Genomic DNA, 23051 nt, shown 5'->3' on the forward strand with positions numbered 1-23051 from the left:
CGCACTTTCACGTGAAAGTGCGGGCTGGGGGGGGTCACTCGGGTGGGTGATCATCTTCGCGATGATCGTCACACCGTGCCGCGGATCGTCTCCCGCACGATCGGCTCCGGGGCGGACGCGGCCGACGCGACCGCGAAGCAGCCTTCCAGCGCTGACAAGGCCGCCGGGACCGCTTCCGGGGTGTCCGTGTGCAGTTCCAGCAGCGGCTCACCCTCGGTGACCGCGTCGCCGGGCTTGGCCAGGCACAGCACGCCCGCCGCCGCCTGGACCGGATCCTCCTTGCGGGCCCGGCCCGCGCCCAGCCGCCAAGCCGCGACGCCCACCGCGTACGCGTCCAGGGAAGCCAGCACGCCCGAAGCCGGCGCGACCACCGTGTGGACGTGCGACGGCTTCGGCAGCGGCGCCGAAGGGTCGCCGCCCTGGGCGGCGATCATCCGGCACCAGACCTCGTACGCCTCGCCGGACGCCAGCACCGCGGCCGGGTCCGTGGAAATGCCCGCCAGCGCCAGCATCTCCCGGGCCAAGGCGAGCGTCAGCGAAACCACGTCCGCGGGGCCGCCGCCCTTGAGCACGTCGACGGACTCCGCGACCTCGACCGCGTTCCCGACCGCGCGCCCCAGCGGGACGTTCATGTCGGTCAGCAGCGCGGTCGTCGGCACGCCGTGGTCGACGCCGATCGACGTCAGCGTCGAGGCCAGCTCCCGGGCCTGCGAAAGCGTCTTCATGAACGCGCCCGACCCGAACTTCACGTCCAGGACCAGCCCGGACGCGCCTTCCGCGATCTTCTTGCTCATGATCGAGCTGGCGATGAGCGGGATCGACTCCACCGTCGACGTGACGTCCCGCAGCGCGTACAGCTTCTTGTCCGCCGGCGCGAGCCCGGACGTCGCCGCGCAGACCACCGCGCCAACGTCTTCGAGCTGCCGCGCGATCTCCGCGGTGGTCAGCGAAGCCCGCCAGCCGGGGATCGACTCGAGCTTGTCGAGCGTGCCGCCGGTGTGCCCGAGCCCGCGCCCGGACAGCTGCGGCACCGCCGCACCGCAGGCGGCCACGAGCGGCGCCAGCGGCAGCGTGATCTTGTCGCCGACCCCGCCGGTCGAGTGCTTGTCGACCGTCGGCCGGGAAACGTCCAGGGAGAGCCGCTCCCCCGACGAGATCATCGCACCGGTCCACCGCGAGATCTCCCCGGAGTCCATGCCCCGCAGGAAGATCGCCATGGCCAAGGCGGACATCTGCTCCTCGGCCACGAGACCGCGCGTGTACGCGTCGACGACCCAGTCGATCTGTTCGTCCGAAAGCCGGCCGCCGTCGCGCTTGGTGCGGATGACGTCGACCGCGGCGAAGGCGCTCACGGCAGGTCGTCCGGGCCGAAGGCGTCCGGCAGGACGTCGGACATCGGCAGGATCCCGCTCGGCGTGTCCACCAGGCACGTGGACCCGCCGAGCTCGAACAGGATCTGCCGGCAGCGCCCGCACGGCATCAGCAGGTCACCGGCACCGCTGCGGCACGCGACCGCCACGAGCCGGCCGCCGCCGGAGAGCCGCAGCTGGCCGGCCATCGTGCACTCCGCGCAGAGCCCGAGCCCGTAGGACGCGTTCTCGACGTTGCACCCGGTGACCACGCGGCCGTCGTCGACGATCCCCGCGACCCCGACGTGCAGGCCCGAATAAGGCGCGTACGCATGGGAAGCCGCTTCGATCGCCTGAGAACGCAGCGCGTCCCAGTCCACAGTGGACGTCATCAGTCCTCACCCCGCCGGTACGGCTGGCCGTCGGCCTTCGGCGGCCGCAGCCGCTGCGAAGCCACCGCCAGCACGATCAGCGTCACGAAGTGCGCGGTGTACGGGATCAGGTCCGACGGCAGCGTGTCGTTGGCGTAGTAGATCGCGTACAGCACGCCCGCGCCGACGACGCCGAGCCCGGCCGCGATCCACTGCCGCCGGAACAGCTGCACGACGACGATCACGCCGACCAGGATGACCGCGCCGTACAGCAGCGCGAGCACCGCTTCGCCGCCGCCGGAGAGCTGCAGGCCGTCCGCGTAGCCGAACAGCGCCGCGCCGCCGAGCAGGCCGCCCGGGCGCCAGTTGCCGAAGATCATCGCCGCGAGGCCGATGTACCCGCGGCCGTTGGTCTGGTTTTCGAGGTAGTCCGCGCCACCGCGCAGCAGCACCAGCGACGCGCCGCCCATCCCGGCGAAGGCACCGGAGATCAGCATCGCGATGTACTTGTGCCGGTAGACGTTGACGCCGAGGGACTCCGCGGCCACCGGGTTCTCGCCGCACGAGCGCAGCCGCAGGCCGAACCGGGTCTTCCAGAGCACCCAGAAGCTGACCGGTACCAGGATGATCGCGATCATCGTCAGCGGCGCCACCTCGGTGACCAGGCCGCGCAGGATGCCGGCGACGTCGGAGATGCCGACGCGCTGCTCCTTCTCCAGGTCGCCGAGCCAGTCCGAGAGGCCGCTCGCCGAGTAGGTGTCGAACTTCGGCACCACCGGCGACTGCCGCGGGTTGCCCGACAGCGGCTCGAAGATCAGGTTCGCCAGGTACTTCGTGACGCCGAGGCCGAGCAGGTTGATCGCGACGCCGGAGACGATGTGGTTGACGTTGAACGTCACCGTCGCCACCGCGTGCAGCAGGCCGCCGAGCGCACCGAAGACGAGCGCGGCCAGCAGCCCGGCCCACACCCCGCCGTAGTACGCGCCCCAGGCCGCACCCCACGTGCCGAGGATCATCATGCCCTCGAGGCCGATGTTGACCACGCCCGCGCGCTCGGCCCAGAGGCCGCCCAGCGCGCAGAGCAGGATCGGCAGGGCCAGGCGCAACGCCGTCTGCGCCGTGTTGGACGACGTCAGCGCGGAAACGCCGGTGGAGTACGACGCCGTCGAGAGCACGGCGATGGCGATGACCGCCCAGATGACCCCGCGCAGCCAGCCCGGGATCCGGGACCGCTTGCGGTGCACCGGCATCGTGCCGGGGCTGCCCGCGTCGGGCCGGGAAATGTCGGTGACGGCCATCAGACCGCACCCCCTTCGGCGACCGTGGAACCCTTGCGGCCGGCGAGTGCCCGGCCGACCCGGCGTTGCTCGGCGGCCAGGTCGGCGCGCCGCACGATCTCGTACGCCACGACGACCGACAGCACGATGATGCCCTGCATGATCGTCGCGATCTCCTTGGACACGTTGATCTGCTCCAGCGACACCGCGGAGGTGTCGAGGAACGCCCACAGCAGCGCGCCGAGCGCGATGCCGCCGGGGTGGTTGCGGCCCAGCAGCGCGACCGCGATGCCGGTGAAGCCGTACATCTGGGTCGAGGTGATGCCGTAGCTGAAGTCGCGGCCGAGCAGTTCCGGCATCGCGACCAGGCCGGCGACGCCGCCGGAGAGCAGCATCGCGATCAGCGTCATCTTCTTGGCGTTGACGCCGCCCGCGGCGGCCGCGGTGGTGGATTCGCCGGACGCCTTGAGCTCGAAGCCGAACCGCGTGCGGTTGAGCATGAACCAGTAGGCGCCGCCGATCAGCGCGGCGATGAAGACGAACCCGAACAGCGTGCCCGAGCCGAGCGGGATGCCCGGGATCCGGCCGGACGGCTCGATCACGCGGGTGCCGATGTTGTTGCCGGTCTGCACGCCGAACTGGTCGGCGTTGATGAGGAAGGCGATGATCCCGCCGACGATCGCGTTGAGCATGATCGTCGCGATCACCTCGCTCACCCCGCGGGTGACCTTGAGGATCGCCGGGATCGCCGCGTACGCCGCACCGGCGACGACGGCCACGATCAGGATGACCAGCGTGTGGAGCACCGGCGGGAGCTTGAGGGCACCGCCGGCGATGGCCGCGACGACCGCGGCGAACCGGTACTGGCCCTCGACACCGATGTTGAAGAGGTTCATCTGGAAGCCGATGGCCACCGCGAGCCCGGACAGGTAGTAGACCGTCGCCAGGTTCACCGTGTCGACCGCGGTGGAGCCCTTGAACATCTGGCCGATCATCGTGCCGTACGCGTTGAGCGGGTCGGCCCCGGAGATGATCAGCGCGATCGCCGACAGCAGCACGGCGAAGACGATCGCCAGCAGCGGTGGCAGCAGTTTCGTGCGCCAGGACGTCATCCTTCGTCACCCTCCCCGGCGCCGGTCATCGCCGAGCCCAGTTCCTGCGGGGTCACGGTGGCGGGGTCGGCCTCGCTGACGAGGCGCCCGCGCAGCATGACCCGGATCGTGTCCGACAGGCCGATCAGCTCGTCGAGGTCGGCGGAGATCAGCAGCACCGCGAGCCCGGCGGCGCGGGCCAGGCGGATCTGCTCCCAGATCAGCGCCTGCGCGCCGACGTCGACACCGCGCGTCGGGTGCGAAGCCACCAGCAGCACCGGGTTGCCGGACAGCTCGCGCCCGACGATCAGCTTCTGCTGGTTGCCGCCGGAGAGCGCGGCGGCCGGGACGTCGATGCCCGGCGTGCGGACGTCGTAGTCGCGGACGATCCGCTCGGTGTCGGCGCGGGCGCCGGCGATGTCGAGCAACTGTCCTTTCGAGACCGGTTCGCGGGTCTGGTAACCCAGGATCCGGTTGACCCACAACGGTTGCTGGAGCAGCAGGCTGTGCCGCGTGCGGTCTTCGGCGATGTAGCCGATGCCGGCTTCGCGCCGCGCCAGCGTGCCCGCCTTCGTGAGGTCGCGCGCTTTGCCGTCGGCGTCGACCAGCTCGATCGTGCCGCCGGAGGGCTTGCGCATGCCCATGATGGTTTCGACGAGCTCGGTCTGCCCGTTGCCCTCGACGCCGGCGATGCCGAGCACCTCGCCCGCGTGCACGGTGAAGGTGACGTCGTCGAGCGCGTTGCGGTCGGAGCCCTCGGCACCGAGCGTCAGCCCGGTCAGCCGCAGCACGTCCCGGTCGGTGACCGTGGACTCGCGGGTCTCCGGGCTGGGCAGCTCGGACCCGACCATCATCTCCGCGAGCTCGCGGGAGGTGATGGTCTTCGGGTCGGCGGTGCCGACCGTGGTGCCGCGCCGGATCACCGTGACGGTGTCGGCGATCGCGCGCACCTCGTCGAGCTTGTGCGAGATGAAGAGGAACGTGTAGCCGTCGGCCTTCATCTCCCGGACGGTCGCGAACAGCGCGTCGACCTCCTGCGGCACCAGCACCGCGGTCGGCTCGTCCAGGATGATGATCTTCGCCCCGCGGTAGAGCACCTTGACGATCTCGACGCGCTGGCGGTCGGCGACGCCGAGCTCCTCCAGCAGCGTGTCCGGCTCGGCGTGCAGGCCGGTCCGCTCCGCGAGCTCGGCCAGCCGCGCGCGGGCGGCGCGGCCGATGCCGTGCAGGCCCTCGGCGCCGAGGAAGACGTTCTCGCCGACGGTGAGGTTGTCGGCGAGCATGAAGTGCTGGTGCACCATGCCGATGCCGGCCCGGATGGCGTCCTGCGGGTTGCGCAGCTTCACCTCGTCGCCGTTGATCGCGATGGTGCCCTCGTCCGGCGGCTGCATGCCGTAGAGGATCTTCATCAGGGTGGACTTGCCGGCGCCGTTCTCGCCACAGATGGCGTGCACCTCGCCGGCGGTGACGGTGAGGTTGACGTCGGAGTTGGCCACCACGCCGGGAAAGCGCTTGGTGATCCCGGTCAGCTGGACGGCGGGGGCGCCCCGGTCGGGGACGGCTTCGGCCGGGGCCTCGGCAGTGCTCATGGGCGGGAGAATTCCATATCTCGTCCAAACGCGTGAGGGGCCCGGAGGAAAAGTTCCTCCGAGCCCCGACGCGTTGTCAGTTACTTCTGCGGCTTGTCCGAGACGGTGATGGCACCCGAGATGATCTGGGCCTTGTAGCCGTCCAGAACGTCCTTGATGTCGTCGACCTTGCCACCGGAGGTGGCGTAGCCGACGCCATCGACCTTGAGGTCGAACCGCTTCGGCAGGGTCGTCAGGTCGCCCTTGGCGAGCGCCTGGACGTAGTCGAAGACGGCGACGTCGACGCGCTTGAGCATGGACGTGATGATGACGTCCTTGTCGGCGGCGACGGTCTTCTGGTTGTACTGGTCGGAGTCGACGCCGATGGCCAGCGCGTTGCCCGCCTTGGCGGCGTCGAACACGCCCTTCCCGGAGGCGCCGGCGGCATGGTAGATCACGTCCGCGCCCTTGGCGATCTCGGCCGCGGCCTTGACGTTGCCCTTCGCCGGGTCCTGGAACCCGGAGAAGTCACCGGCCGGGGTCAGGTAGTCGTCCTCGATCTTGATCTTGGACGAAACCGTCTTCGCGCCCTGCAGGAAGCCGGCCTCGAACTTCTGGATCAGCGGGGTGTTGACACCGCCGACGAAGCCGACGTGGCAGCTCTTGCTCTTGTACGCGGCGGCGACGCCGGCCAGGAACGAGCCCTGCTCCTCGGCGAAGACCAGCGGCGTCACGTTCGGGAGCGTGATCGAGTCGTCGTCGACGATCGCGAACTTGGTGTTCGGGTACTTGGCCGCGACGACCTTCACCGACGGCGCGTACGCGAAGCCGACCGCCACGATCGGGTTCATGCCCGAGGCGGCCATCTGGTCGAGGCGCTGCTGCTTGGCCGACTCGGCCTCGCTGGCGGACGCGGTGCTCTCGTTGACCGTGGTCACGCCGAGCTCGGCCTTCGCCTTGTCGGTGCCCGCGGCGGCGGCGTCGTTGAAGGACGCGTCACCCCGGCCGCCGACGTCGAAGGCCAGGCCGATCTTCAGCGCGCTGCCGTCGACCTTGCCGCCGGCCGCGGTCGAGCTGCTGGCGGCGGCGGGCGCCGCGGGCGGCTTCTGCGCGGTGACGCAGTCGGAACCGCCCGAAGAGGCCGCGGTGTTGTTCGAGCTGCTACCACCGCTGGAGTCCTTGGCGCACCCGGCCAGGGCGAGCACCCCGGCCATGGCCGCAGCGGCCAGCGCGGTTCCACGCATGCGACGCAACGTGTTTCTCCCTCCCCGCTGATCCAGCGGATGGTCAAGGGCACGACCCGGCCCTACTGCCGGGTCGACCGCCAGACCGTACCCGGCGGACAGGAAAGCGCCATAGGAAAGGCACGCTACGTAACACAAACGTTTACTCACGAGTCGCACGCGCGACCGGGCGAGCACCCACCGTGATCAAAAGGCTCACAGGGCGCTTCTTTCGGCCGAAACCCCGCACCGCGGGACGGCCGAATTGCCGTTTGCTGTCACCCAGTGTGCCAGGCCGACCGAGGAGTGGACCACCCCGATCACTCTGTGAGACGAACCCGGATCCACTGCTGGTCCGAATCGTTCCAGTGCCGGATCGGGCGGTCACCACTCGATCAGGTGTCAGCCGGACGGGCAAGCCGGGGCCGGACCGGCGCGGTGCGTCCACAGTGGACCACCCGCGCTGTGACGACGCCCACAACCGGTGTGCGCCCAGGTGTCTGGTCCATCACAGAGAGGAACCCGGAGGTGAGCCGTCCGTCCGGGTCGGGTCTAGCATCCTTTTCATCCACGCTCGATGACCCTTGATCTCGGCATTGCCGCCGTAGTCGTCCCAGGTGGACGACGACGATCAGTGCGGACCTCACCGGTCACCCGGGCACATAGTCAGACGTTGGAGGCCGTTCACCGATGTCCACCACGGCGAGCACTGCCACCTCGGCAGGGGCGAGCGATCGGGCGGGTGCCTCACGCCGGCAGGGAACCTTCTACCGGGGCGACCCCGGCATGTGGTCCTGGGTGCTGCACCGCATCACCGGCGTGCTCACATTCTTCTTCCTGTTCGTGCACGTGCTCGACACCGCGCTGGTGCGCGTGTCGCCGAACACCTACGACCAGGTCATCGAGACCTACAAGACCCCGATCGTCAACCTCCTCGAGGTCGGCCTGGTCGGCGCGGTCCTCTTCCACGCGCTGAACGGCATCCGCGTCATGCTGGTCGACTTCTGGTCGAAGGGCCCGAAGCTGCAGAAGGCGATGCTGTGGGTGATCGGCGTGGTCTGGGTCGTGGTGATGGTCCCCGGTGCCTTCTTCATGCTGAAGCGCACCGTCGAAACGCTCTTCGGGGGTAACTGACATGGCCGACCTCGCCCTCGCGAACCCCCGCGCGCCGAAGCGTCCCGCCGCCCGCCGGAGCAACTTCGAGCTCTACAGCTGGCTGTTCATGCGGATCTCCGGCCTCGCGCTGATCATCCTGGTGCTCGGCCACCTGCTGATCATGAACATCCTCGACGGCGGTGTGCACCGGATCAACTGGGGCTTCGTCGCCGGCCGCTGGGCTTCGCCGTTCTGGCAGTTCTGGGACCTGGCCATGCTCTGGCTCGCCGAGATCCACGGCGGCAACGGCCTGCGCACCATCATCGACGACTACGCGCGCAAGGACAGCACGCGGTTCTGGCTGAAGATCGTGCTGTACGTCTCGATGGTGCTGATCCTGGCCGTCGGCACGATGGTGATCTTCACCTTCGACCCGAACATGCCCGCGAACTGACACCCGGAGACCCCCCACCATGCAGTTCCACAAGTACGACGTGGTGATCGTCGGCGCCGGCGGCGCCGGGATGCGCGCGGCCATCGAGTCCGGCCAGCGCGCGCGCACCGCGGTCCTCACCAAGCTCTACCCGACCCGGTCCCACACCGGCGCGGCCCAGGGCGGCATGTGCGCCGCGCTGGCGAACGTCGAAGAGGACAACTGGGAGTGGCACACCTTCGACACGATCAAGGGCGGCGACTACCTGGTCGACCAGGACGCCGCCGAGATCATGGCGAAGGAGGCCATCGACGCGGTCCTCGACCTCGAGAAGATGGGCCTGCCCTTCAACCGCACGCCCGAGGGCAAGATCGACCAGCGCCGCTTCGGCGGGCACACGCGTGACCACGGCAAGGCCGCGGTCCGCCGCGCCTGCTACGCCGCCGACCGCACCGGTCACATGATCCTGCAGACGCTCTACCAGAACTGCGTCAAGTACGGCACCGAGTTCTTCAACGAGTTCTACGTGCTCGACCTCGTGACCAGCCCGGACGAAAACGGCAACCCGGTCGCCTCCGGCGTCGTCGCCTACGAGCTGGCCACCGGCGAGCTGCACGTCTTCCAGGCCAAGTCGATCGTGATGGCGACCGGTGGCGCGGGCAAGATCTTCAAGACGACGTCGAACGCGCACACCCTCACCGGTGACGGCCTCGGCATCATCTTCCGCAAGGGCCTGCCGCTGGAGGACATGGAGTTCTTCCAGTTCCACCCGACCGGCCTCGCGGGCCTGGGCATCCTGATTTCCGAAGCCGTCCGCGGCGAGGGCGGGATCCTGCGCAACGCGTCCGGCGAGCGGTTCATGGAGCGCTACGCCCCCACCATCAAGGACCTCGCGCCGCGCGACATCGTGGCCCGCTCGATGGTGCAGGAAGTGCTGCAGGGCCGGGGGTGCGGGCCGAACAAGGACTACGTCGTCCTGGACGTCACGCACATCCCCGAGGAGACGCTGAACGCGAAGCTCCCGGACATCATGGAGTTCTCCCGGACCTACCTGGGCGTCGACCCGGTGAAGGAGCCGGTGCCGGTGTTCCCGACGTGCCACTACGTCATGGGCGGCATCCCGACCAACATCCACGGCGAAGCGCTGCGGGACAACGAGAACGTCATCCCGGGTCTCTACGCCGCGGGCGAGGTCGCCTGCGTGTCCGTGCACGGCTCGAACCGCCTGGGCACGAACTCGCTGCTGGACATCAACGTGTTCGGCCGCCGCGCCGGCATCGCCGCCGCGGAGTACGCGCTGGCGCACGAGCACGTCGAGCTGCCCGCGGACCCGACGGCCCTGGTCGAGGAGCAGCTCGCGGGCCTGCTGTCGGAGCACGGCGACGAGCGCGTCGCCGACATCCGCAAGGAAATGCAGCAGACGATGGACTCGCACGCGTCGGTGTACCGGACCGAGGACACGCTGAAGCAGGCGCTGACCGACATCCAGGCGCTGAAGGCCCGCTACCAGCGGATCACCGTGTCGGACAAGGGCAAGCGCTACAACACCGACCTCCTCGAGGCCGTCGAGCTGGGCTTCCTGCTGGAGCTGGCCGAGGTCCTGGTCGTCGGCGCGATCGCGCGCAAGGAGTCCCGCGGCGGCCACGCCCGCGAGGACTACCCGACCCGCGACGACACGAACTTCATGCGCCACACGATGGCCTACAAGCAGGGCACCGGCCTGGCGTCCGACATCCGGCTCGACTACAAGCCGGTCACCTTCACCCGCTACGAGCCGATGGAGCGGAAGTACTGATGACTGCGGCAACCACTGAGGATGCTCCCGCTGCTTCGGACGAGCACACGCCGATCACCGTCACGCTGAAGATCCTGCGGTTCAACCCGGAGGTCGACACGGAGCCGCACTGGGAGTCCTACGACGTCCCGGCGCAGCGCACCGACCGCCTGCTGAACCTGCTGTTCTACGTCAAGGACTACATCGACGGCACGTTCTCGTTCCGCCGCTCGTGCGCCCACGGCGTGTGCGGCTCGGACGCGATGCAGATCAACGGCATCAACCGCCTGGCGTGCAAGGTCCTGATGAAGGACCTGCTGTCGGCGTCGGGCAAGCCGACCACGATCACGATCGCCCCGATCAAGGGCCTGACGACGTTGAAGGACCTGTACGTCGACATGGACCCGTTCTTCGAGGCGTACCGGGCGATCAAGCCGTACCTGATCACGTACGGCAACGAGCCGACGCGGGAGCGCATCCAGTCGCAGGCGGACCGGGACCGGTTCGACGACACGACCAAGTGCATCCTTTGCGCGTGCTGCACCTCGTCGTGCCCGGTGTACTGGAACGACGGGTCCTATTTCGGCCCGGCGGCGATCGTGAACGCCCACCGGTTCATCTTCGACTCCCGCGACGAGGGAGCCGAGGAGCGGCTGGACATCCTCAACGACGGCGAGGGCGTCTGGCGCTGCCGGACGACGTTCAACTGCACGGACGCCTGCCCCCGAGGGATCCAGGTGACGAAGGCGATCCAGGAAGTGAAGCGCGCACTGCTGTTCAAGCGCGTCTGACCTCCGCTCCGCCCAGTTCGTTTGTCATGAGGGGCACCCCCATGGTCTTTAAGGCCATGAGGGTGCCCCTCATGGCTTTTGCGGGCCTGTGGACAACGGTGAGAGTTGTCCACAGTTCGGTAGAACGACCTGGTGCCCGGGACTCGCAACCGATCACCATGAATCCATGCCCAGACGCGGGAAGTGGGAACAGCATCCCGAACTGCTGACGCACCGGAGCCGAGAAGGCGTGATCACGGCGCGCGACTTGCAATCGCTCGGCATGGACCCGCGGACGATCTACCGGAAGTGCCTGCCCGGAGGTCCCTGGCAACGGCTACTACCCGGGATCATCCTCCTGCACAACGGCGGCGTAACCCGCCGCCAGCGAGCCCTGGCAGCCCTCCTCTACGGCGGCCCCGGGGCTATGATCACCGGCGCAGACGCATGTCGCTGGTACGACCTTCGCGTACCGGACGAGTTTCCCGCTCAAGACATCCACCTTCTGATCCCGCACGAACGCAGGGTATTGAGCTCCGAATACGTTGTCGCCGAGCGCACCAGACGGCTTCCCGGCGCCTGGATCCGGCGCGGGCTCCCCCTTGCTCCTCTGGTGCGCGCGACGACCGACGCGGTCCGGCGGATCCGTGCCGAGGAACCGATCAGCCACCTGCTGGTGGAAGCCATCCAGCATGGCCGCTGTCTGCCTGCGGAGCTGACGAGCGAACTCGATGTGGGAACAAAACGCGGCACCGCGATCCCGCGCCGGTTGCTGAAGGAGTGGACGGACCTCCGCTCGGTGGCCGAGATCCACGCCAAGAAGCTGTCAGCCCGGCTTACGACCGAGCCAACCCATTGGAACACAGGCGTGCGGACGGCCAGTGGTTTCGTCGGGCGCCCGGACGCGTGGTGGGACGAAGTCGCGCTCGCTTGGGAAATCGATTCGTTCGAATTCCACTACACGCGCCATGACTACGCCCGGACCCTCCGCCGGAACAACCGCTACGCAGCCGCTGGGATCAAGGTCGTCCAGACGCTCCCCACTCAGATCAGAGACGCCCCCGAAGAGGTGTTGCATGAGCTCGAATCCGCATACGCCGCAGCCGCTGCACGCTCGCGTCCCCCGGTCTACTTGGTGGAAGAAGAAGCCGCGTGACAACGCCATGAGGGGCACCCTCATGGACTTTAAGTCCATGAGGGTGCCCCTCATGACCGAAACTCCTACCTGACCGCGTCCAGGGCGTTGACCAGGCCGTGGCCGTAGTACGAGTTGTTCTTCGCCGGGCCCGTGCACTCCGTCTCCGTTGACGCGCACTTCACCACGTCCGCCTCGCCCGTGAGGATGCGGGCCAGCAGCTGCGGGGGAAGGCCGCGGAACTTCGAGGCCAGCAATGCCGCGACGCCCGCCGCGTGCGGGGACGCCATCGACGTGCCGCACTTCGAGCCGTACTGGCCGCCGAACACCGTTGTCGACAGGGGGCAGGCTGGGCCTTCGCCGGCCGGTGGGGCCTGGACGAAGTCGCCGCCCGGGGCCGTCACGTCGATCTCGCCGTAGTTGCTGAACGACGACTTCGTGCCCGCGTAACCCACCGACGACACCGTCACCACGCCGTCGATCGCCTTCGGCAGGATGCCGCAGGACGAGTCCACCGGGTGCGGGCGGTTCGGGTCCGTTGTCTGCTTCGTCGTGTCGAAGCCCGAGTTGCCCGCCGCCGACACGTTGAGGACTCCGTGGTGGGTCGAGAACTCGATCGCGCGGCGCACCGCCTCGTACGCGGCCGCGTCGCCCGGCTCGCGGGAGCAGAAGAACATGCCCGGGTCGATGTAGTAGCTGTTGTTCGTCACCTGGAAGCCGTGCTTGGCCGCCCACACGAAGCCGCAGACCGCCGACTCCGGGAAGATGTAGCCGTCGTCGTTGACGACCTTCACCGAGGCCAGCCGGACGCCCGGGGCGATGCCCGTGAAGCCCGCCGCCGGGTCCTTGCCCGCGATCGTGCCCGCCACGTGCGTTCCGTGGTCGGACGTCGTCGGTGCCCACGACGCCGGCGTGAGGTCCGGCGCGCCCGTGATGCAGCCGGCCGACGAAGAAGCCGAGACGGCCGCCTTCAGCGCCGGGTGGGTCGCGTCGATGCCCGAGTCGAGCACGCCGACCGTCACCGAGCGGCTGCCCTGGTTGATCTTGTTGGCCTCGGGCGCGTGGATCGCCTTCATGTCCCACTGCTGCGCCGACAGGTCACCCGCGGCGGCCGTCGACCGCGTGTCCTCCAGAGTCCGCACCGCGCCCAGCGAACGGGCGGACGCCGTCGCACCCTGAGAGGCCACGTCCTTGCCACCCGAGTAGGCCCGGTAGACGCCGATCTTCTGCTGGAAGTCCGCGTTGCGCGAGCTGGCGATCGCGACGCCGATCTCGGCGTAGTACGCGACCTTCGTGCCGCACTTGGCCGCCAGTTCCTTGTCGACGGCCGATGCGCGCGTGCCCGGCTGGTACGTCACCACGTAGGTGTACGGCGTGCTCGTCGTGTCACAGGTGACCGGCGTGGCCTCCGCGGCCGGCGCCGCGGCGAACAGGCCGCCCCCGACGGCCAGCACGAGCGGGGCCGCTATTCGGCGTAAACGGGACATTCCACCTCCAGAGTCAGTGGCGTCAACCTAAACCGGCCCCGGAGAGCGCGCCACCGACCAAAGTCAGGAGGCGGTGCGGGTGCGCACCCCGCGCCAGCCCAGCACCCCGATGATCGTGCCCAGCACGAACGAGACGACGGTCAGCACCGCGTGCACGACGAAGTACGCGGTCGGCGAGCCGTCCGCGGCCCACGCCCGGTCGCTTTCCCACAGGTTCTTGGCGAACGTGATCCAGATGATCCACGACCACACGCCGAAGGCCAGCAGGAACAGCGAGGTTCGTCGGGAAAGGCGCATGCCCCTGAGTATGCGCCGACGGCAACGGCGCTAGATTGCGTGGGTGCACTCCGCTGTCTCCCGGTCGCTCAAGGTCTTCACGACGACGCTCGCCGCCGCCCTCCTGGCCCTGGGCACCCCCGTCGCCGCGGGCGCCGCGCCGCAGCAGCAGGGCCAGTGCGCCAACCACCTCGCTCCCCCGCCGCCGGTCGACACGTCGGAGAAACCCGCGCCCGGCAAGCAGGCCCCGGCGCCGCTGGCCGTGCCCGCCGCCCCGGTCGGCGGCCCGCGGATGGCCGAGTGCGGCCTGATCACCCCGGACGGCGCGCTCAACCCGCCGGACGGCAACACCGCGGCGTCCTGGCTGGTGCAGGACCTCGACACCGGCGCCGTCGTCGCGGCGAAGGACCCGCACTCCCGGCAGCGGCCGGCGTCGCTCATCAAGACGCTGCTCGCGCTCGTCGTCGTCACGCAGCTGACGCCGCAGCAGGTTTTGGTCGCGACGAAGGAGGACGCCGAGCAGGAGTGCACCTGCGTCGGGCTGGCCGCCGGCGGCCAGTACACGGTCGACCAGCTGCTCCACGGCCTCCTGATGCACTCGGGCAACGACGTCGCGCACGCCTTGGCGACGGCGCTCGGCGGGCCGGACTCCGCGGTGGCGAAGATGAACGCGCTGGCGGCCCGGATCGGCGCGCTGGACACGCGGGCCGCGACGCCGTCGGGCCTCGACGGGCCGGGCATGTCGACCTCGGCCTACGACCTCAGCCTGATCTTCCACTACGCGATGAAGCAGCCCGAGTTCGCGAAGGTCGTCGCGACGAAGAACTTCGAGATCCCGCCGGCCGGCGGCAAGCCCGCGATCCCCATCTTCAACGACAACAAGCTGCTCGGCGTCTACCCCGGCTTCCTCGGCGGCAAGACCGGCTTCACCGACGACGCCCGCCACACCTACGTCGGCTCCGCGCAGCGCAAGGGCAAGCGGCTCGCGGTCGTGATGCTGCGCGCCGAGCAGAAGCCGACGAAGGTGGTCGACCAGGCCGGGAAGCTGCTCGACTACGGCTTCGCGCTGGAGGACGACCGCGCCGAGCCGGTCGGCCAGATCAGCTACCAGGCGCCCGCGACCAGCGCGCCCGGGACCGACCCGTCGGTGCTGGCCGACGGTGACACCGGTAACAGCGGGACGTCCGCCACGGCCGCCGGCGCCAAGGAAGACCCGTTCGGCGTCACCGGGTGGATCATCACGCTGCTCGTGTTCCTGATCATCGTCGGCGGGTTCGTCGTCGGGCACCGGCGCAAGAAGGCCGCGAACTAGCGGAACCCGGGCCCGGGCTCCGGGGTCACCTTGTCGGTCGTGATCGCGCCACCGCAGTGCCCGCAGGCCACGAACGTCTCGGCGATCTCGCCGCAGTCGTGGTGCCGCAACAGGATCGGCGGCCCCGCCGGCCCGGCGAGGTGCCGGTCGCCCCACTGCATGAGCGTGACGACGGCGCCGAACAGGTCGCGTCCGGCCGGGGTCAGCCGGTATTCGGGCACCGGGTCGACGCGGTCGAGCACGCCCGCGTCGACGAGGGTCTTCAGGCGGGCGGACAGCGTCGGGCGCGGGATCGACAGCGTGCGCGCGAACTCGCCGTAGCGGCGCACCCCGAAGAACGCCTCCCGCAGGATGAGCAGGCTCCACCGCTCGCCGACGAGGTCGAGCGCGCGCCCGACGGAATCCGCGGTGAACCGGTGGCCGAGGTCGGTCACAGCTGCTCCGTGCGGGCCGGGACGCCGAGCAGCAGCTTGCCCGGCAGCTCGAAGCTGGCCGGGTTGACCTGGAAGTGGGCGGTGGCGGTGTGGGCGTCGCGGAACCGGCGCTGCAGTGGCGAAGTCTCGTAGATCGCGGCGCCACCACCGAGGTCGTACATGCTTTCGGCGACCTTCGCGGCCGTGCGCGTGACGTGCGTGGCGGCGAGCCGGAGGCCCAGCTTGAGCGCGTCCGGCACCGGTTCGGTGCCCTGCGCGGCCTGCCAGGCGTCGTCGATGCTGGCGTAGAAGAACAGCCGCGCGGCGCGCAGGGCGGCTTCGGCCTCCGCGACGGCGGCCTGGGTCTGCGACCGCTCGGCCAGCGACCGGCTGGAGCCGAGTGGTTTCCGGGTGGCGGCCAGCTCGACGAGGTCGTCGATGGCGCCGCGCGCGTTGCCGAGCGCGGCCGCGGCGACGGACAGCGCGAAGAAGCCGAAGAGCGGGAACCGTTGCAGCGCAACGGCTTCCGGCGGCGGCCCACCCATGACCGAGAAGACGCGGTGCTCCGGGACGAACAGCGCGTCGGCGACGCAGTCGTGGCTGCCCGTGCCGCGCAGGCCGTTGGTGTGCCAGGTGTCGAGGACGGTGATCCCGGCCTTCGGCAGCGCGGCGACGTAGAGCTGTCCTTCGTGGACGAATCCCGCGAAAAGCCAGTCGCAGTGCGGGATCCCGCTGCAGAACGCCCACCGGCCGGACACGACGTACCCGCCGTCGACCCGCTCACCGGTGCCGCGCGGCGCCCAGACGCCGGCGGCGACGGTGCGCGGGTCGCCGAAGACCTCTTCGGCGCACTTTCGCGGGGCGTAGGCCGAGAGCAGGCTGCTCGTCACGGCGATCGAGACGCACCAGCCTGCCGACGCGTCCCCGCGCGCGACCGTCTCCGCGGTCTCGAGGCTGACGGCGGGCGGCGCTTCGGGCCCGCCGAGGTAGCCGGGGACGCCGCTGCGCAGGAGCTGGGCGTCGGTCAGCTTCGCGACGAGCTCGGCGGGCAGCGAACGCTGCCGTTCGGTGACCGGCGCGAGCGTTTTGGCGAGCGCGGCGCACTCGCGGGCGGCGTCCAGCACGAAACCTCCGGTTCGGATTTCTTACCGGTTCAGTTTCTTTACCGCCCTGCTCGCTGTCAAGGCTTGCGACGGCCCCCGAACCACGCGAGCAGCGCGCCGGCCCCGAACGCACCCGCGACGGCGCCGAGCCCCGGCCCGCGCTGCACGGTGACGCTCTGTTCGAGCCGCACCGGCGGCGGGGGCTCGACGACCTTGCGCTGGTTCTCCGTCGCCGTCGCCGTCCACGCCGTCACGAGCAGCAGGAAGCGGGAGACGAGGTTCGCGAACACCAGCAGGCCGATGACCGGCCCGAACAGCGCGAACGCCGGCGACTTCGTGACGCTGGCGAGGTAGACGGTGGCGGCCTGCTGCAGGATGACGAACCCGACGGCGGCGAAGGCGGCACCCTTCACGGCACTGCGCAGGGCGACGCGTTCGCGGGGCAGCCGGGCGATCACCCAGAGGAAGACGAGGGTGTTGGCGGCCAGGCCGAGCACGATGGTCGCGCCGCGGAGCAGGACGATCGCCCAGGTCTGCTGCTCGAGCCCGACGAGCTCGAGCAGGAACTGCCCGACCCCGCCGCCGACCGCGGTCAGCGCGAACGAAACGACCAGCGCCACACCGAGCCCGACCAGCGCGACGAGGTCCTTGCCGGTCTGCTTGACGAACGGCTGCGGCTTCTTCTCCTGACCCCACTGCGCGGTGAGCGCGTCACGCAGGTTCGCCATCCAGCCGATGCCGGAGTAGAGCGCGATGAGCAGACCGAAGATCCCGACCCCGCCACCGGACTTGAGCGCGGCGTCCACGATGCCCTTGACCAGGCTGCGCAGGCCTTCGGGCACGGAGTTGTTGATGCTGTCGGAGATCTGCTTGATGATCGCCGGGTCGTTGTTGACGACCAGACCGACCACCGCGAAGGCGACCATCAGCAACGGGATGACCGACAGCACGCTGAAGTAGGTGATCGCGGCGGCGTAGTGGTTGCCGTACCGCTCGGTGAAGGCTTCGTTGGCGCGGATCAGGTGATCGAGCCACGGGTATTTCCTGCGCAGGCGCGGCAGGAGCTTTTCCTTCTCTTCGTTCGGCACTGTAAAACGCTAACCACGCCCGGTGACTCCTGCAACGCGAGCGGCTCAGGTGAGGGAGGCGAGCAGGCTCGACGGGCACCCGCGGCGCCTCCTGGCCGCCGGTTGTCCACATCCCGCGGGGGTTGTGGACAACCGGCCCCGCGCAGCGCCGCGAAAGCCTGGATTGTCGGTGGGCGCCGAGCGTTGCTCGGACCGGTCGACGTCCAGGGGCGGGGTGGGCGGGTGGTCGTCGGCGTAGCGCCGGGCGAGCGTCGACTTGCCGCTCCCCGGCGGGCCGTTGAGCAGGATCAGCTTCACCGCACCGGCGGGAGGAAACCGATCCGCTGGTAGGTCTTGGCCAGCGTCTTCGACGCCACCTCGCGGGCGCGCTCGGCGCCGGCGGCGAGGACCTTGTCCAGCTCCGCGACGTCGTCCAAATAGGACTTCACGCGGTCCTGGATCGGCGTGACCCACTCGACGAACGCCTCGCCGAGGTCCTTCTTCAGGTCGCCGTACCCCTTGCCTTCGTAGGCGGCTTCGAGGTCGGCGATCGGCCGCTCGGTGAGCGCCGAGTAGATGGTCAGCAGGTTCGAGACGCCCGCCTTGTTCTCGGCGTCGAACTTGACCTCGCGGCCGGTGTCGGTGACCGCCGAGCGGATCTTCTTCGCCGAGCGCTTCGGGTCCTCGAGCAGCTCGACGAGGCCGTTCGCGGTGGACGCCGACTTGCTCATCTTGCTCGTCGGATCCTGCAGGTCGTAGATCTTCGCCGTGTCCTTGATGATGAACGGTTCGGGCACGACGAACGTCTTGCCGAGGCGGTTGTTGAAGCGCTGCGCGAGGTCGCGCGTGAGCTCGAGGTGCTGGCGCTGGTCCTCGCCGACCGGGACGGCGTCGGCCTGGTAGAGCAGGATGTCCGCGGCCTGCAGGATCGGGTAGGTGAAGAGGCCGACGCTGGAGCGGTCCGAGCCCTGTTTGGCGGACTTGTCCTTGAACTGCGTCATCCGGCCGGCCTCGCCGAAGCCGGTCTGGCATTCGAGGACCCAGCTCAGCTGCGCGTGCTCCGGCACGTGGCTCTGCACGAACAGGGCGCTGTGCTGCGGGTCGATGCCGATGGCGAGCAGCTGCGCGGCCGAGACGCGGGTGCGCTGCCGCAGCACCTTCGGGTCCTGCTCGACGGTGATCGCGTGCAGGTCGACCACGCAGTAGAACGTCTCGTGCGTGTCCTGCATCCGCACCCACTGGCGCAGGGCACCGAGGTAGTTCCCGAGGTGGAACGAGTCGGCGGTCGGCTGGATCCCGGACAGGACCCGCGGACGGCGTGCGGCTGCGACGGTCTGCTCTTCGGACACACCGGGATTCTTCCAGGCCGAGCCGAACGGCAGGCGGCGAGGGCCCTCGGCGGGCGGGTCCGGGGTGGGGGCGGGCCGGGTTCGCCGCGGACAGGCGGCTCGACGGCGACGGATGGCTCGGCAGGTCGGCGGCCCTGGCAAGCAGGCTTCACGACAGCTTGCGCGACGGGCGGTTCGACCGCGGGCGACGAACGGCTCGGCAGGTCGGCGGCCCCGGCAAGCAGGCACCTGGCTTCACGACGGCTTGCGCGGCGGACGGTTCGACCGCGGAATGGTGAACGGCTCGGCAGGTCGGCGGCCCTGGCAAGCGGGCTCGCGGCGGACGGTTCGACCGCGGTGCAGCGAACGGCTCGGCAGGTCAGCGGCCCTGGCAAGCGGGCTCGCGGCGGCCAGGCGGCACCGGATGGCTTGACAGGTGAGCGACCTCGACAGCTCAAAGGGGCGGGCTCGACCAGTTGCCACACGGACATGCGCGAGTTCCGGCCTGCGAATCCGCCGACGTGTGCGGCCGGCGTGTGCGGCGACTCCCGCAGTCAGGTGGGCGCGTGCGGCGCCGGGGTCAGGCGTGCGGGTGCTGGGTGAGGAACGGGCGGGTCGGCGTGGCCTCGGGCTCGCCGAGGACGGCCTCCGCCATCGCCGTGACCGGGCCCGGGGCTTCGGGGGCCGCCGGGGCGGCTTCGGCGACTCGGTTCTTGCGGCGCTGGCGCAGCACGCCCAAGGTCATGCCCACGATGCCGAGTGCGACCGCGACCAGGCCCACCGGGCCGAGTACGCCGAAGCTCTCCGCGGTCGTTTCGGCCTGTGCGGTCGTCGTGACGTCGGCGAACGCGCTGCCGCCGCCTGCGACGAGCAGGGTGGCCGGGATCAGCGCGACCACCGCGGCCGCGCGGAAGCCGCGCAGCGTGGACCGCAACAGGAGATGACCTGGGTTGCGCACCGGAGTGCCTCCCGCGATTGACGAGCGAAACGCTCACCCATACGAGTGAGACGCTGCGTGCTGCTGGTCAAAAAGCTACCGAGCGTGTCAAGACCTGGCGGCCCGATCGGCTCGGGGGCCGAGAGTAGCGCCCAACCAGGAACACGGTCCGGGCACCCCTGCGGTTCACGCCAACCACCCAAGTGGGTGTTGCGGAAGACAGAACGCTCGTACTCAAAGTAGAGCTTGACCGATCAGTGTCCGCTCAGCTGTCACCCGGTCGTCGCAATATCGGCTCACGCTGTGCCATTCGCCGCAGCGCTCGCTGGTCCGATCGCGTCGTCTTAATCGGAAAACTTTTCACTCAATAGTGATTGGTCTATACCTCTTGGAGTAGCCCATTCGGCTCGGTCGGACCGCGCACGACCGGCGTGATCAAGAGGAGTCCCGGATGTCGATTGCACGGTTCTTGAAGCGCACCGGAGTGGCGGTGAGCGCGCTCGCCGCGGCGGCCGCCGCCGTCGTGCTGCCGGCCACCAGCGCGTCCGCCGCGGCGGACGCCTCGTTCGTCGTCAGCGAGGCCCAGTTCAACCAGATCTTCCCCGACCGCAACAGCTTCTACTCCTACAGCGGCCTGACCGACGCGCTGTCGGCCTACCCCGGCTTCGCCAACACCGGCGACGACACGGTCAAGAAGCAGGAAGCGGCGGCGTTCCTGGCGAACGTCAACCACGAGACCGGCGGGCTCGTCTACATCGTCGAGCAGAACACCGCGAACTACCCGCACTACTGCGACGCGAGCCAGCCCTACGGCTGCCCGGCCGGCCAGGCCGCCTACTACGGCCGCGGCCCGATCCAGCTCAGCTGGAACTTCAACTACAAGGCCGCCGGCGACGCGCTCGGCATCGACCTGCTCGGCAACCCGTACCAGGTCGAGCAGAACTCGGCCGTCGCCTGGAAGACCGGCCTCTGGTACTGGAACACCCAGACCGGGCCGGGCACGATGACGCCGCACGACGCGATGGTCAACCAGCGCGGGTTCGGCGAAACGATCCGCAGCATCAACGGCTCGATCGAGTGCAACGGCGGCAACCCCGCCCAGGTGCAGAGCCGGATCGACAAGTACACGCAGATCACCGGGATCCTCGGGGTCCCGGCCGGGAGCAACCTTTCCTGCTGAGCCGGGCGCGGCGAGAAGGGCCTTCCCGGTTCGCGCCGGGGAGGCCCTTTTCGCGCCGGGCTAACCGTTCCAGGCCGGGAAGTCGACGTCGTAGGTCGCGGTGACCGGCGCGTGGTCGGACCAGCGCTGGTCGTACGCGGCCGCGCGTTCGACCACGACGTCGACGACCTTCTCGGCGAGGCCCGGCGTCGCGAGCTGGCAGTCGATGCGCCAGCCGGAGTCGTTGTCGAAGGCCTGGCCGCGGTAGGACCACCAGGTGTAGGGGCCGGGGCCTTCGGGGTCGAGCCGGCGCTGGACATCGGTGTAGCCCGCCTCGGTGTAGACCCGGCCGAGCCATTCGCGTTCCTCGGGCAGGAAGCCGGAGTTCTTGCGGTTGCCGCGCCAGTTCTTGAGGTCGGCGTTGTCGTAGGCGATGTTCCAGTCGCCGACGACCACGACCTCGCGCCCGGCCGCGGCGGCCTTCGCGCGCAGCTCGACGAGGTAGGGCAGGAACGCCGCCATGAAGCGCTCCTTTTCGTCCTGGCGTTCGGTGCCGACGTCCCCGCTGGGCAGGTACAGGCTCGCGACGACGACGCCGGGCAGGTGGACCTCGAGGTAGCGCCCGCTGTCCTCGAACTCGGGCTCCCCGAAGCCGACGCGCACCTCGTCGGGCTCGACGCGGCTGTACACGGCGACGCCGTTGCGCCCCTTGGCGGCCGACGGCGCGTGCGCCGCGAACCACCCTTCGGGCTCGACGACCGACGCGGGCAGCTGATCCGCGGTGGCGCGCACCTCCTGGCAGCAGACGACGTCGGCCTTCGTGGCGGCGAGCCACTCGACGAAGCCCTTCTTGGCGGCGGCACGCAGGCCGTTGACGTTCACGGTGGAGACGGTCAGCACGTCCTGCACGCTACCGGCCGGGCGCCCGCGTCCAGGCCGGCGGGGCCGGTCGGCGAAAACCGCTCCGCGCCGGCGCACGCGCTCTGCGAGACTGCCGCGCATGAGCCAGTTGACCGTGCTCGGCAGTTGCGGTGCGTGGCCGGAGCCCGGCCGGGCGTGCGCCGGATTCCTGCTCTCGCACAACGGTTTCCGCGTCGTGCTCGACCTCGGGTACGGCGCCGCCTCACGCCTGTTCGCGCACTGCGGCGACCGGCTGCCGGACGCCGTCGTCGTGACGCACGAGCACCCCGACCACTGCGCCGACGTGAGCGCGCTCGGACGGGCCTGGCACTACACCGGACCGCCCGGCGAGCGGCTGCCGCTGCACTGCACGCCCGGCACCGTCCGGCGGCTCGAGGCGATGGAGCCGCGGCCGCACCCGGCGGAGCTGTTCGCCGTGCACGATCTCGGCGCGCCGGCCGAGGTCGGGCCGTTCCGGCTCACGTCGTACCCGCTGCCGCACTACCTGCCGAACTTCGGCGTGCGGCTCAGCGCGCCCGGGCTCACCGTGGCCTACACCGGGGACACGGGGCCTTCGCCGGTGCTGGCCGAGCTCGGCCGGGACGCGGACCTGGTCATCTGCGACGCCACCCTCCGCACCCCACCGGCGGAGGGGGAGCCTCGCTATCTGATGACCGCCACCGAAGCGGGGTACTGGGCGGAGGAAGCGGGGGCCCGGCGGTTGCTGCTGACCCACTTCTGGCCCGGTACCGATCGCGCCGCCGCGGCCGAGGAGGCCCGGGCCGAGTTCGGTGGTGAGGTGCTGGTCGCGGAGGAAGACCTCGCGATCGCGCTCTGACCCGCACCTCGCCCACGCCGCCGCAGACGCCCGAGCCGAGTCCCGGGCGAGCTGCCAGAAGCGGACGCGGACCTCGCGATCGCACTCTGACCCGCACCTCGCCCACGCCGCCGCAGACGCCCGAGCCGAGACCGGAGCGAACTGC

The 23051-nt window shown here is 69.9% G+C and carries 23 protein-coding genes; 8 read left to right on the top strand and 15 right to left on the bottom strand.

The window, feature by feature from the left end:
• Window positions 1-68: 68 nt before the first annotated feature.
• The 6 genes from MUY14_RS32510 to MUY14_RS32535 form a co-directional block, all read right to left on the bottom strand.
• Window positions 69-1352, bottom strand: coding sequence for a thymidine phosphorylase (locus MUY14_RS32510; protein ID WP_247014813.1), 1284 nt, complete (start codon window positions 1350-1352; stop codon window positions 69-71).
• Complete coding sequence (locus MUY14_RS32515) at window positions 1349-1741, bottom strand: cytidine deaminase (RefSeq protein WP_247014815.1); 393 nt, start codon at window positions 1739-1741, stop codon at window positions 1349-1351. The genes MUY14_RS32510 and MUY14_RS32515 overlap by 4 nt, the downstream gene beginning before the upstream one ends.
• Window positions 1741-3018, bottom strand: coding sequence for an ABC transporter permease (locus MUY14_RS32520; RefSeq protein WP_247014817.1), 1278 nt, complete (start codon window positions 3016-3018; stop codon window positions 1741-1743). The genes MUY14_RS32515 and MUY14_RS32520 overlap by 1 nt, the downstream gene beginning before the upstream one ends.
• On the bottom strand, window positions 3018-4109 hold the full coding sequence (locus MUY14_RS32525; RefSeq protein ID WP_247014819.1) for an ABC transporter permease: 1092 nt from the start codon (window positions 4107-4109) through the stop codon (window positions 3018-3020). Before MUY14_RS32525 ends, MUY14_RS32520 begins: the two co-directional genes overlap by 1 nt.
• Window positions 4106-5677 carry an ABC transporter ATP-binding protein gene (locus MUY14_RS32530; protein ID WP_247014821.1) on the bottom strand — a complete coding sequence of 524 codons (1572 nt, stop codon included), beginning with the start codon at window positions 5675-5677 and terminating at the stop codon, window positions 4106-4108. Before MUY14_RS32530 ends, MUY14_RS32525 begins: the two co-directional genes overlap by 4 nt.
• An 80-nt stretch (window positions 5678-5757) precedes the next feature.
• Window positions 5758-6900: a BMP family protein gene (locus tag MUY14_RS32535; protein ID WP_247014823.1), complete on the bottom strand. Its 1143-nt coding sequence runs from the start codon at window positions 6898-6900 to the stop codon at window positions 5758-5760.
• Window positions 6901-7569: 669 nt separating this feature from the next.
• Here MUY14_RS32535 and sdhC point away from each other — a divergent pair.
• The 5 genes from sdhC to MUY14_RS32560 all read left to right on the top strand — a co-directional run bounded on the left by sdhC (window position 7570) and on the right by MUY14_RS32560 (window position 12107).
• A complete protein-coding gene (gene sdhC, locus MUY14_RS32540) occupies window positions 7570-8013 on the top strand; it encodes a succinate dehydrogenase, cytochrome b556 subunit (protein WP_247014825.1) in 444 nt (147 codons plus the stop codon).
• A 1-nt stretch (window position 8014) separates the two neighbouring features.
• Window positions 8015-8428, top strand: coding sequence for a succinate dehydrogenase hydrophobic membrane anchor subunit (locus tag MUY14_RS32545; RefSeq protein WP_247014827.1), 414 nt, complete (start codon window positions 8015-8017; stop codon window positions 8426-8428).
• A 19-nt stretch (window positions 8429-8447) separates the two neighbouring features.
• Window positions 8448-10202, top strand: coding sequence for a succinate dehydrogenase flavoprotein subunit (sdhA, locus tag MUY14_RS32550; RefSeq protein WP_247014829.1), 1755 nt, complete (start codon window positions 8448-8450; stop codon window positions 10200-10202).
• A complete protein-coding gene (locus MUY14_RS32555) occupies window positions 10202-10972 on the top strand; it encodes a succinate dehydrogenase iron-sulfur subunit (RefSeq protein ID WP_247014831.1) in 771 nt (256 codons plus the stop codon). The genes sdhA and MUY14_RS32555 overlap by 1 nt, the downstream gene beginning before the upstream one ends.
• A gap of 166 nt (window positions 10973-11138) precedes the next feature.
• A complete protein-coding gene (locus MUY14_RS32560; RefSeq protein WP_247014833.1) occupies window positions 11139-12107 on the top strand; it encodes a hypothetical protein in 969 nt (322 codons plus the stop codon).
• 65 nt (window positions 12108-12172) lie between these two features.
• Here MUY14_RS32560 and MUY14_RS32565 read toward each other — a convergent pair whose 3' ends face one another.
• Together MUY14_RS32565 and MUY14_RS32570 are read right to left on the bottom strand one after the other, a co-directional pair.
• Window positions 12173-13573 carry a S8 family serine peptidase gene (locus MUY14_RS32565; RefSeq protein WP_247014835.1) on the bottom strand — a complete coding sequence of 467 codons (1401 nt, stop codon included), beginning with the start codon at window positions 13571-13573 and terminating at the stop codon, window positions 12173-12175.
• 63 nt (window positions 13574-13636) lie between these two features.
• Window positions 13637-13870, bottom strand: a complete 234-nt coding sequence (locus MUY14_RS32570; protein WP_247014837.1) for an SCO4848 family membrane protein — start codon at window positions 13868-13870, stop codon at window positions 13637-13639.
• Between the two features lie 43 nt (window positions 13871-13913).
• Between MUY14_RS32570 and MUY14_RS32575 the strand changes: the two genes are divergently transcribed.
• Complete coding sequence (locus MUY14_RS32575; protein WP_247014840.1) at window positions 13914-15161, top strand: D-alanyl-D-alanine carboxypeptidase family protein; 1248 nt, start codon at window positions 13914-13916, stop codon at window positions 15159-15161.
• On the opposite strand, the gene MUY14_RS32580 is transcribed toward MUY14_RS32575, so the two are convergent.
• From MUY14_RS32580 to MUY14_RS32605, 6 genes are all read right to left on the bottom strand, one after another.
• Entirely contained in the window at window positions 15158-15595 is a 438-nt protein-coding gene (locus tag MUY14_RS32580) for a helix-turn-helix domain-containing protein (protein WP_247014842.1), read from the bottom strand. The genes MUY14_RS32575 and MUY14_RS32580 overlap by 4 nt on opposite strands.
• Window positions 15592-16698 carry an acyl-CoA dehydrogenase family protein gene (locus MUY14_RS32585; protein WP_247014844.1) on the bottom strand — a complete coding sequence of 369 codons (1107 nt, stop codon included), beginning with the start codon at window positions 16696-16698 and terminating at the stop codon, window positions 15592-15594. Before MUY14_RS32585 ends, MUY14_RS32580 begins: the two co-directional genes overlap by 4 nt.
• A 56-nt stretch (window positions 16699-16754) precedes the next feature.
• Window positions 16755-17765 carry an inner membrane protein YhjD gene (gene yhjD, locus MUY14_RS32590; protein ID WP_247014846.1) on the bottom strand — a complete coding sequence of 337 codons (1011 nt, stop codon included), beginning with the start codon at window positions 17763-17765 and terminating at the stop codon, window positions 16755-16757.
• Between the two features lie 45 nt (window positions 17766-17810).
• The gene (locus MUY14_RS47365) at window positions 17811-18062 is read right to left on the bottom strand and encodes an AAA family ATPase (RefSeq protein ID WP_247014848.1); all 252 of its coding nucleotides are present in this window, start codon (window positions 18060-18062) and stop codon (window positions 17811-17813) included.
• Window positions 18059-19093 carry a tryptophan--tRNA ligase gene (gene trpS, locus MUY14_RS32600; RefSeq protein WP_247014850.1) on the bottom strand — a complete coding sequence of 345 codons (1035 nt, stop codon included), beginning with the start codon at window positions 19091-19093 and terminating at the stop codon, window positions 18059-18061. Before trpS ends, MUY14_RS47365 begins: the two co-directional genes overlap by 4 nt.
• A gap of 559 nt (window positions 19094-19652) precedes the next feature.
• Window positions 19653-20006 (bottom strand): hypothetical protein, encoded by a 354-nt coding sequence (locus tag MUY14_RS32605; protein WP_247014852.1) that lies wholly within the window; start codon window positions 20004-20006, stop codon window positions 19653-19655.
• Between the two features lie 454 nt (window positions 20007-20460).
• Here MUY14_RS32605 and MUY14_RS32610 point away from each other — a divergent pair, with 454 nt between their 5' ends.
• On the top strand, window positions 20461-21189 hold the full coding sequence (locus tag MUY14_RS32610) for a chitinase (protein ID WP_247014854.1): 729 nt from the start codon (window positions 20461-20463) through the stop codon (window positions 21187-21189).
• Between the two features lie 60 nt (window positions 21190-21249).
• Here MUY14_RS32610 and MUY14_RS32615 read toward each other — a convergent pair whose 3' ends face one another.
• Window positions 21250-22077 carry an exodeoxyribonuclease III gene (locus MUY14_RS32615; RefSeq protein ID WP_247014856.1) on the bottom strand — a complete coding sequence of 276 codons (828 nt, stop codon included), beginning with the start codon at window positions 22075-22077 and terminating at the stop codon, window positions 21250-21252.
• Between the two features lie 91 nt (window positions 22078-22168).
• Here MUY14_RS32615 and MUY14_RS32620 point away from each other — a divergent pair, with 91 nt between their 5' ends.
• On the top strand, window positions 22169-22906 hold the full coding sequence (locus tag MUY14_RS32620) for an MBL fold metallo-hydrolase (protein ID WP_247014858.1): 738 nt from the start codon (window positions 22169-22171) through the stop codon (window positions 22904-22906).
• Window positions 22907-23051 lie beyond the last annotated feature (145 nt).

The organism is Amycolatopsis sp. FBCC-B4732, assembly GCF_023008405.1.
Classification (GTDB): Bacteria; Actinomycetota; Actinomycetes; order Mycobacteriales; family Pseudonocardiaceae; genus Amycolatopsis; species Amycolatopsis pretoriensis_A.

What these genes read in the sequence shown, in the direction of transcription:
- sdhC (WP_247014825.1), top strand. Translation starts at nt 7,570, where the DNA reads ATGTCCACCACGGCGAGCACTGCCACCTCGGCAGGGGCGAGCGATCGG.
- MUY14_RS32545 (WP_247014827.1), top strand. Translation starts at nt 8,015, where the DNA reads ATGGCCGACCTCGCCCTCGCGAACCCCCGCGCGCCGAAGCGTCCCGCC.
- MUY14_RS32555 (WP_247014831.1), top strand. Translation starts at nt 10,202, where the DNA reads ATGACTGCGGCAACCACTGAGGATGCTCCCGCTGCTTCGGACGAGCAC.
- MUY14_RS32620 (WP_247014858.1), top strand. Translation starts at nt 22,169, where the DNA reads ATGAGCCAGTTGACCGTGCTCGGCAGTTGCGGTGCGTGGCCGGAGCCC.
- sdhA (WP_247014829.1), top strand. Translation starts at nt 8,448, where the DNA reads ATGCAGTTCCACAAGTACGACGTGGTGATCGTCGGCGCCGGCGGCGCC.
- MUY14_RS32515 (WP_247014815.1), bottom strand. Translation starts at nt 1,741, where the DNA reads ATGACGTCCACTGTGGACTGGGACGCGCTGCGTTCTCAGGCGATCGAA.
- MUY14_RS32520 (WP_247014817.1), bottom strand. Translation starts at nt 3,018, where the DNA reads ATGGCCGTCACCGACATTTCCCGGCCCGACGCGGGCAGCCCCGGCACG.
- MUY14_RS32560 (WP_247014833.1), top strand. Translation starts at nt 11,139, where the DNA reads ATGCCCAGACGCGGGAAGTGGGAACAGCATCCCGAACTGCTGACGCAC.
- MUY14_RS32530 (WP_247014821.1), bottom strand. Translation starts at nt 5,677, where the DNA reads ATGAGCACTGCCGAGGCCCCGGCCGAAGCCGTCCCCGACCGGGGCGCC.
- MUY14_RS32565 (WP_247014835.1), bottom strand. Translation starts at nt 13,573, where the DNA reads ATGTCCCGTTTACGCCGAATAGCGGCCCCGCTCGTGCTGGCCGTCGGG.
- MUY14_RS32610 (WP_247014854.1), top strand. Translation starts at nt 20,461, where the DNA reads ATGTCGATTGCACGGTTCTTGAAGCGCACCGGAGTGGCGGTGAGCGCG.
- MUY14_RS32525 (WP_247014819.1), bottom strand. Translation starts at nt 4,109, where the DNA reads ATGACGTCCTGGCGCACGAAACTGCTGCCACCGCTGCTGGCGATCGTC.
- MUY14_RS32570 (WP_247014837.1), bottom strand. Translation starts at nt 13,870, where the DNA reads ATGCGCCTTTCCCGACGAACCTCGCTGTTCCTGCTGGCCTTCGGCGTG.
- MUY14_RS32535 (WP_247014823.1), bottom strand. Translation starts at nt 6,900, where the DNA reads ATGCGTGGAACCGCGCTGGCCGCTGCGGCCATGGCCGGGGTGCTCGCC.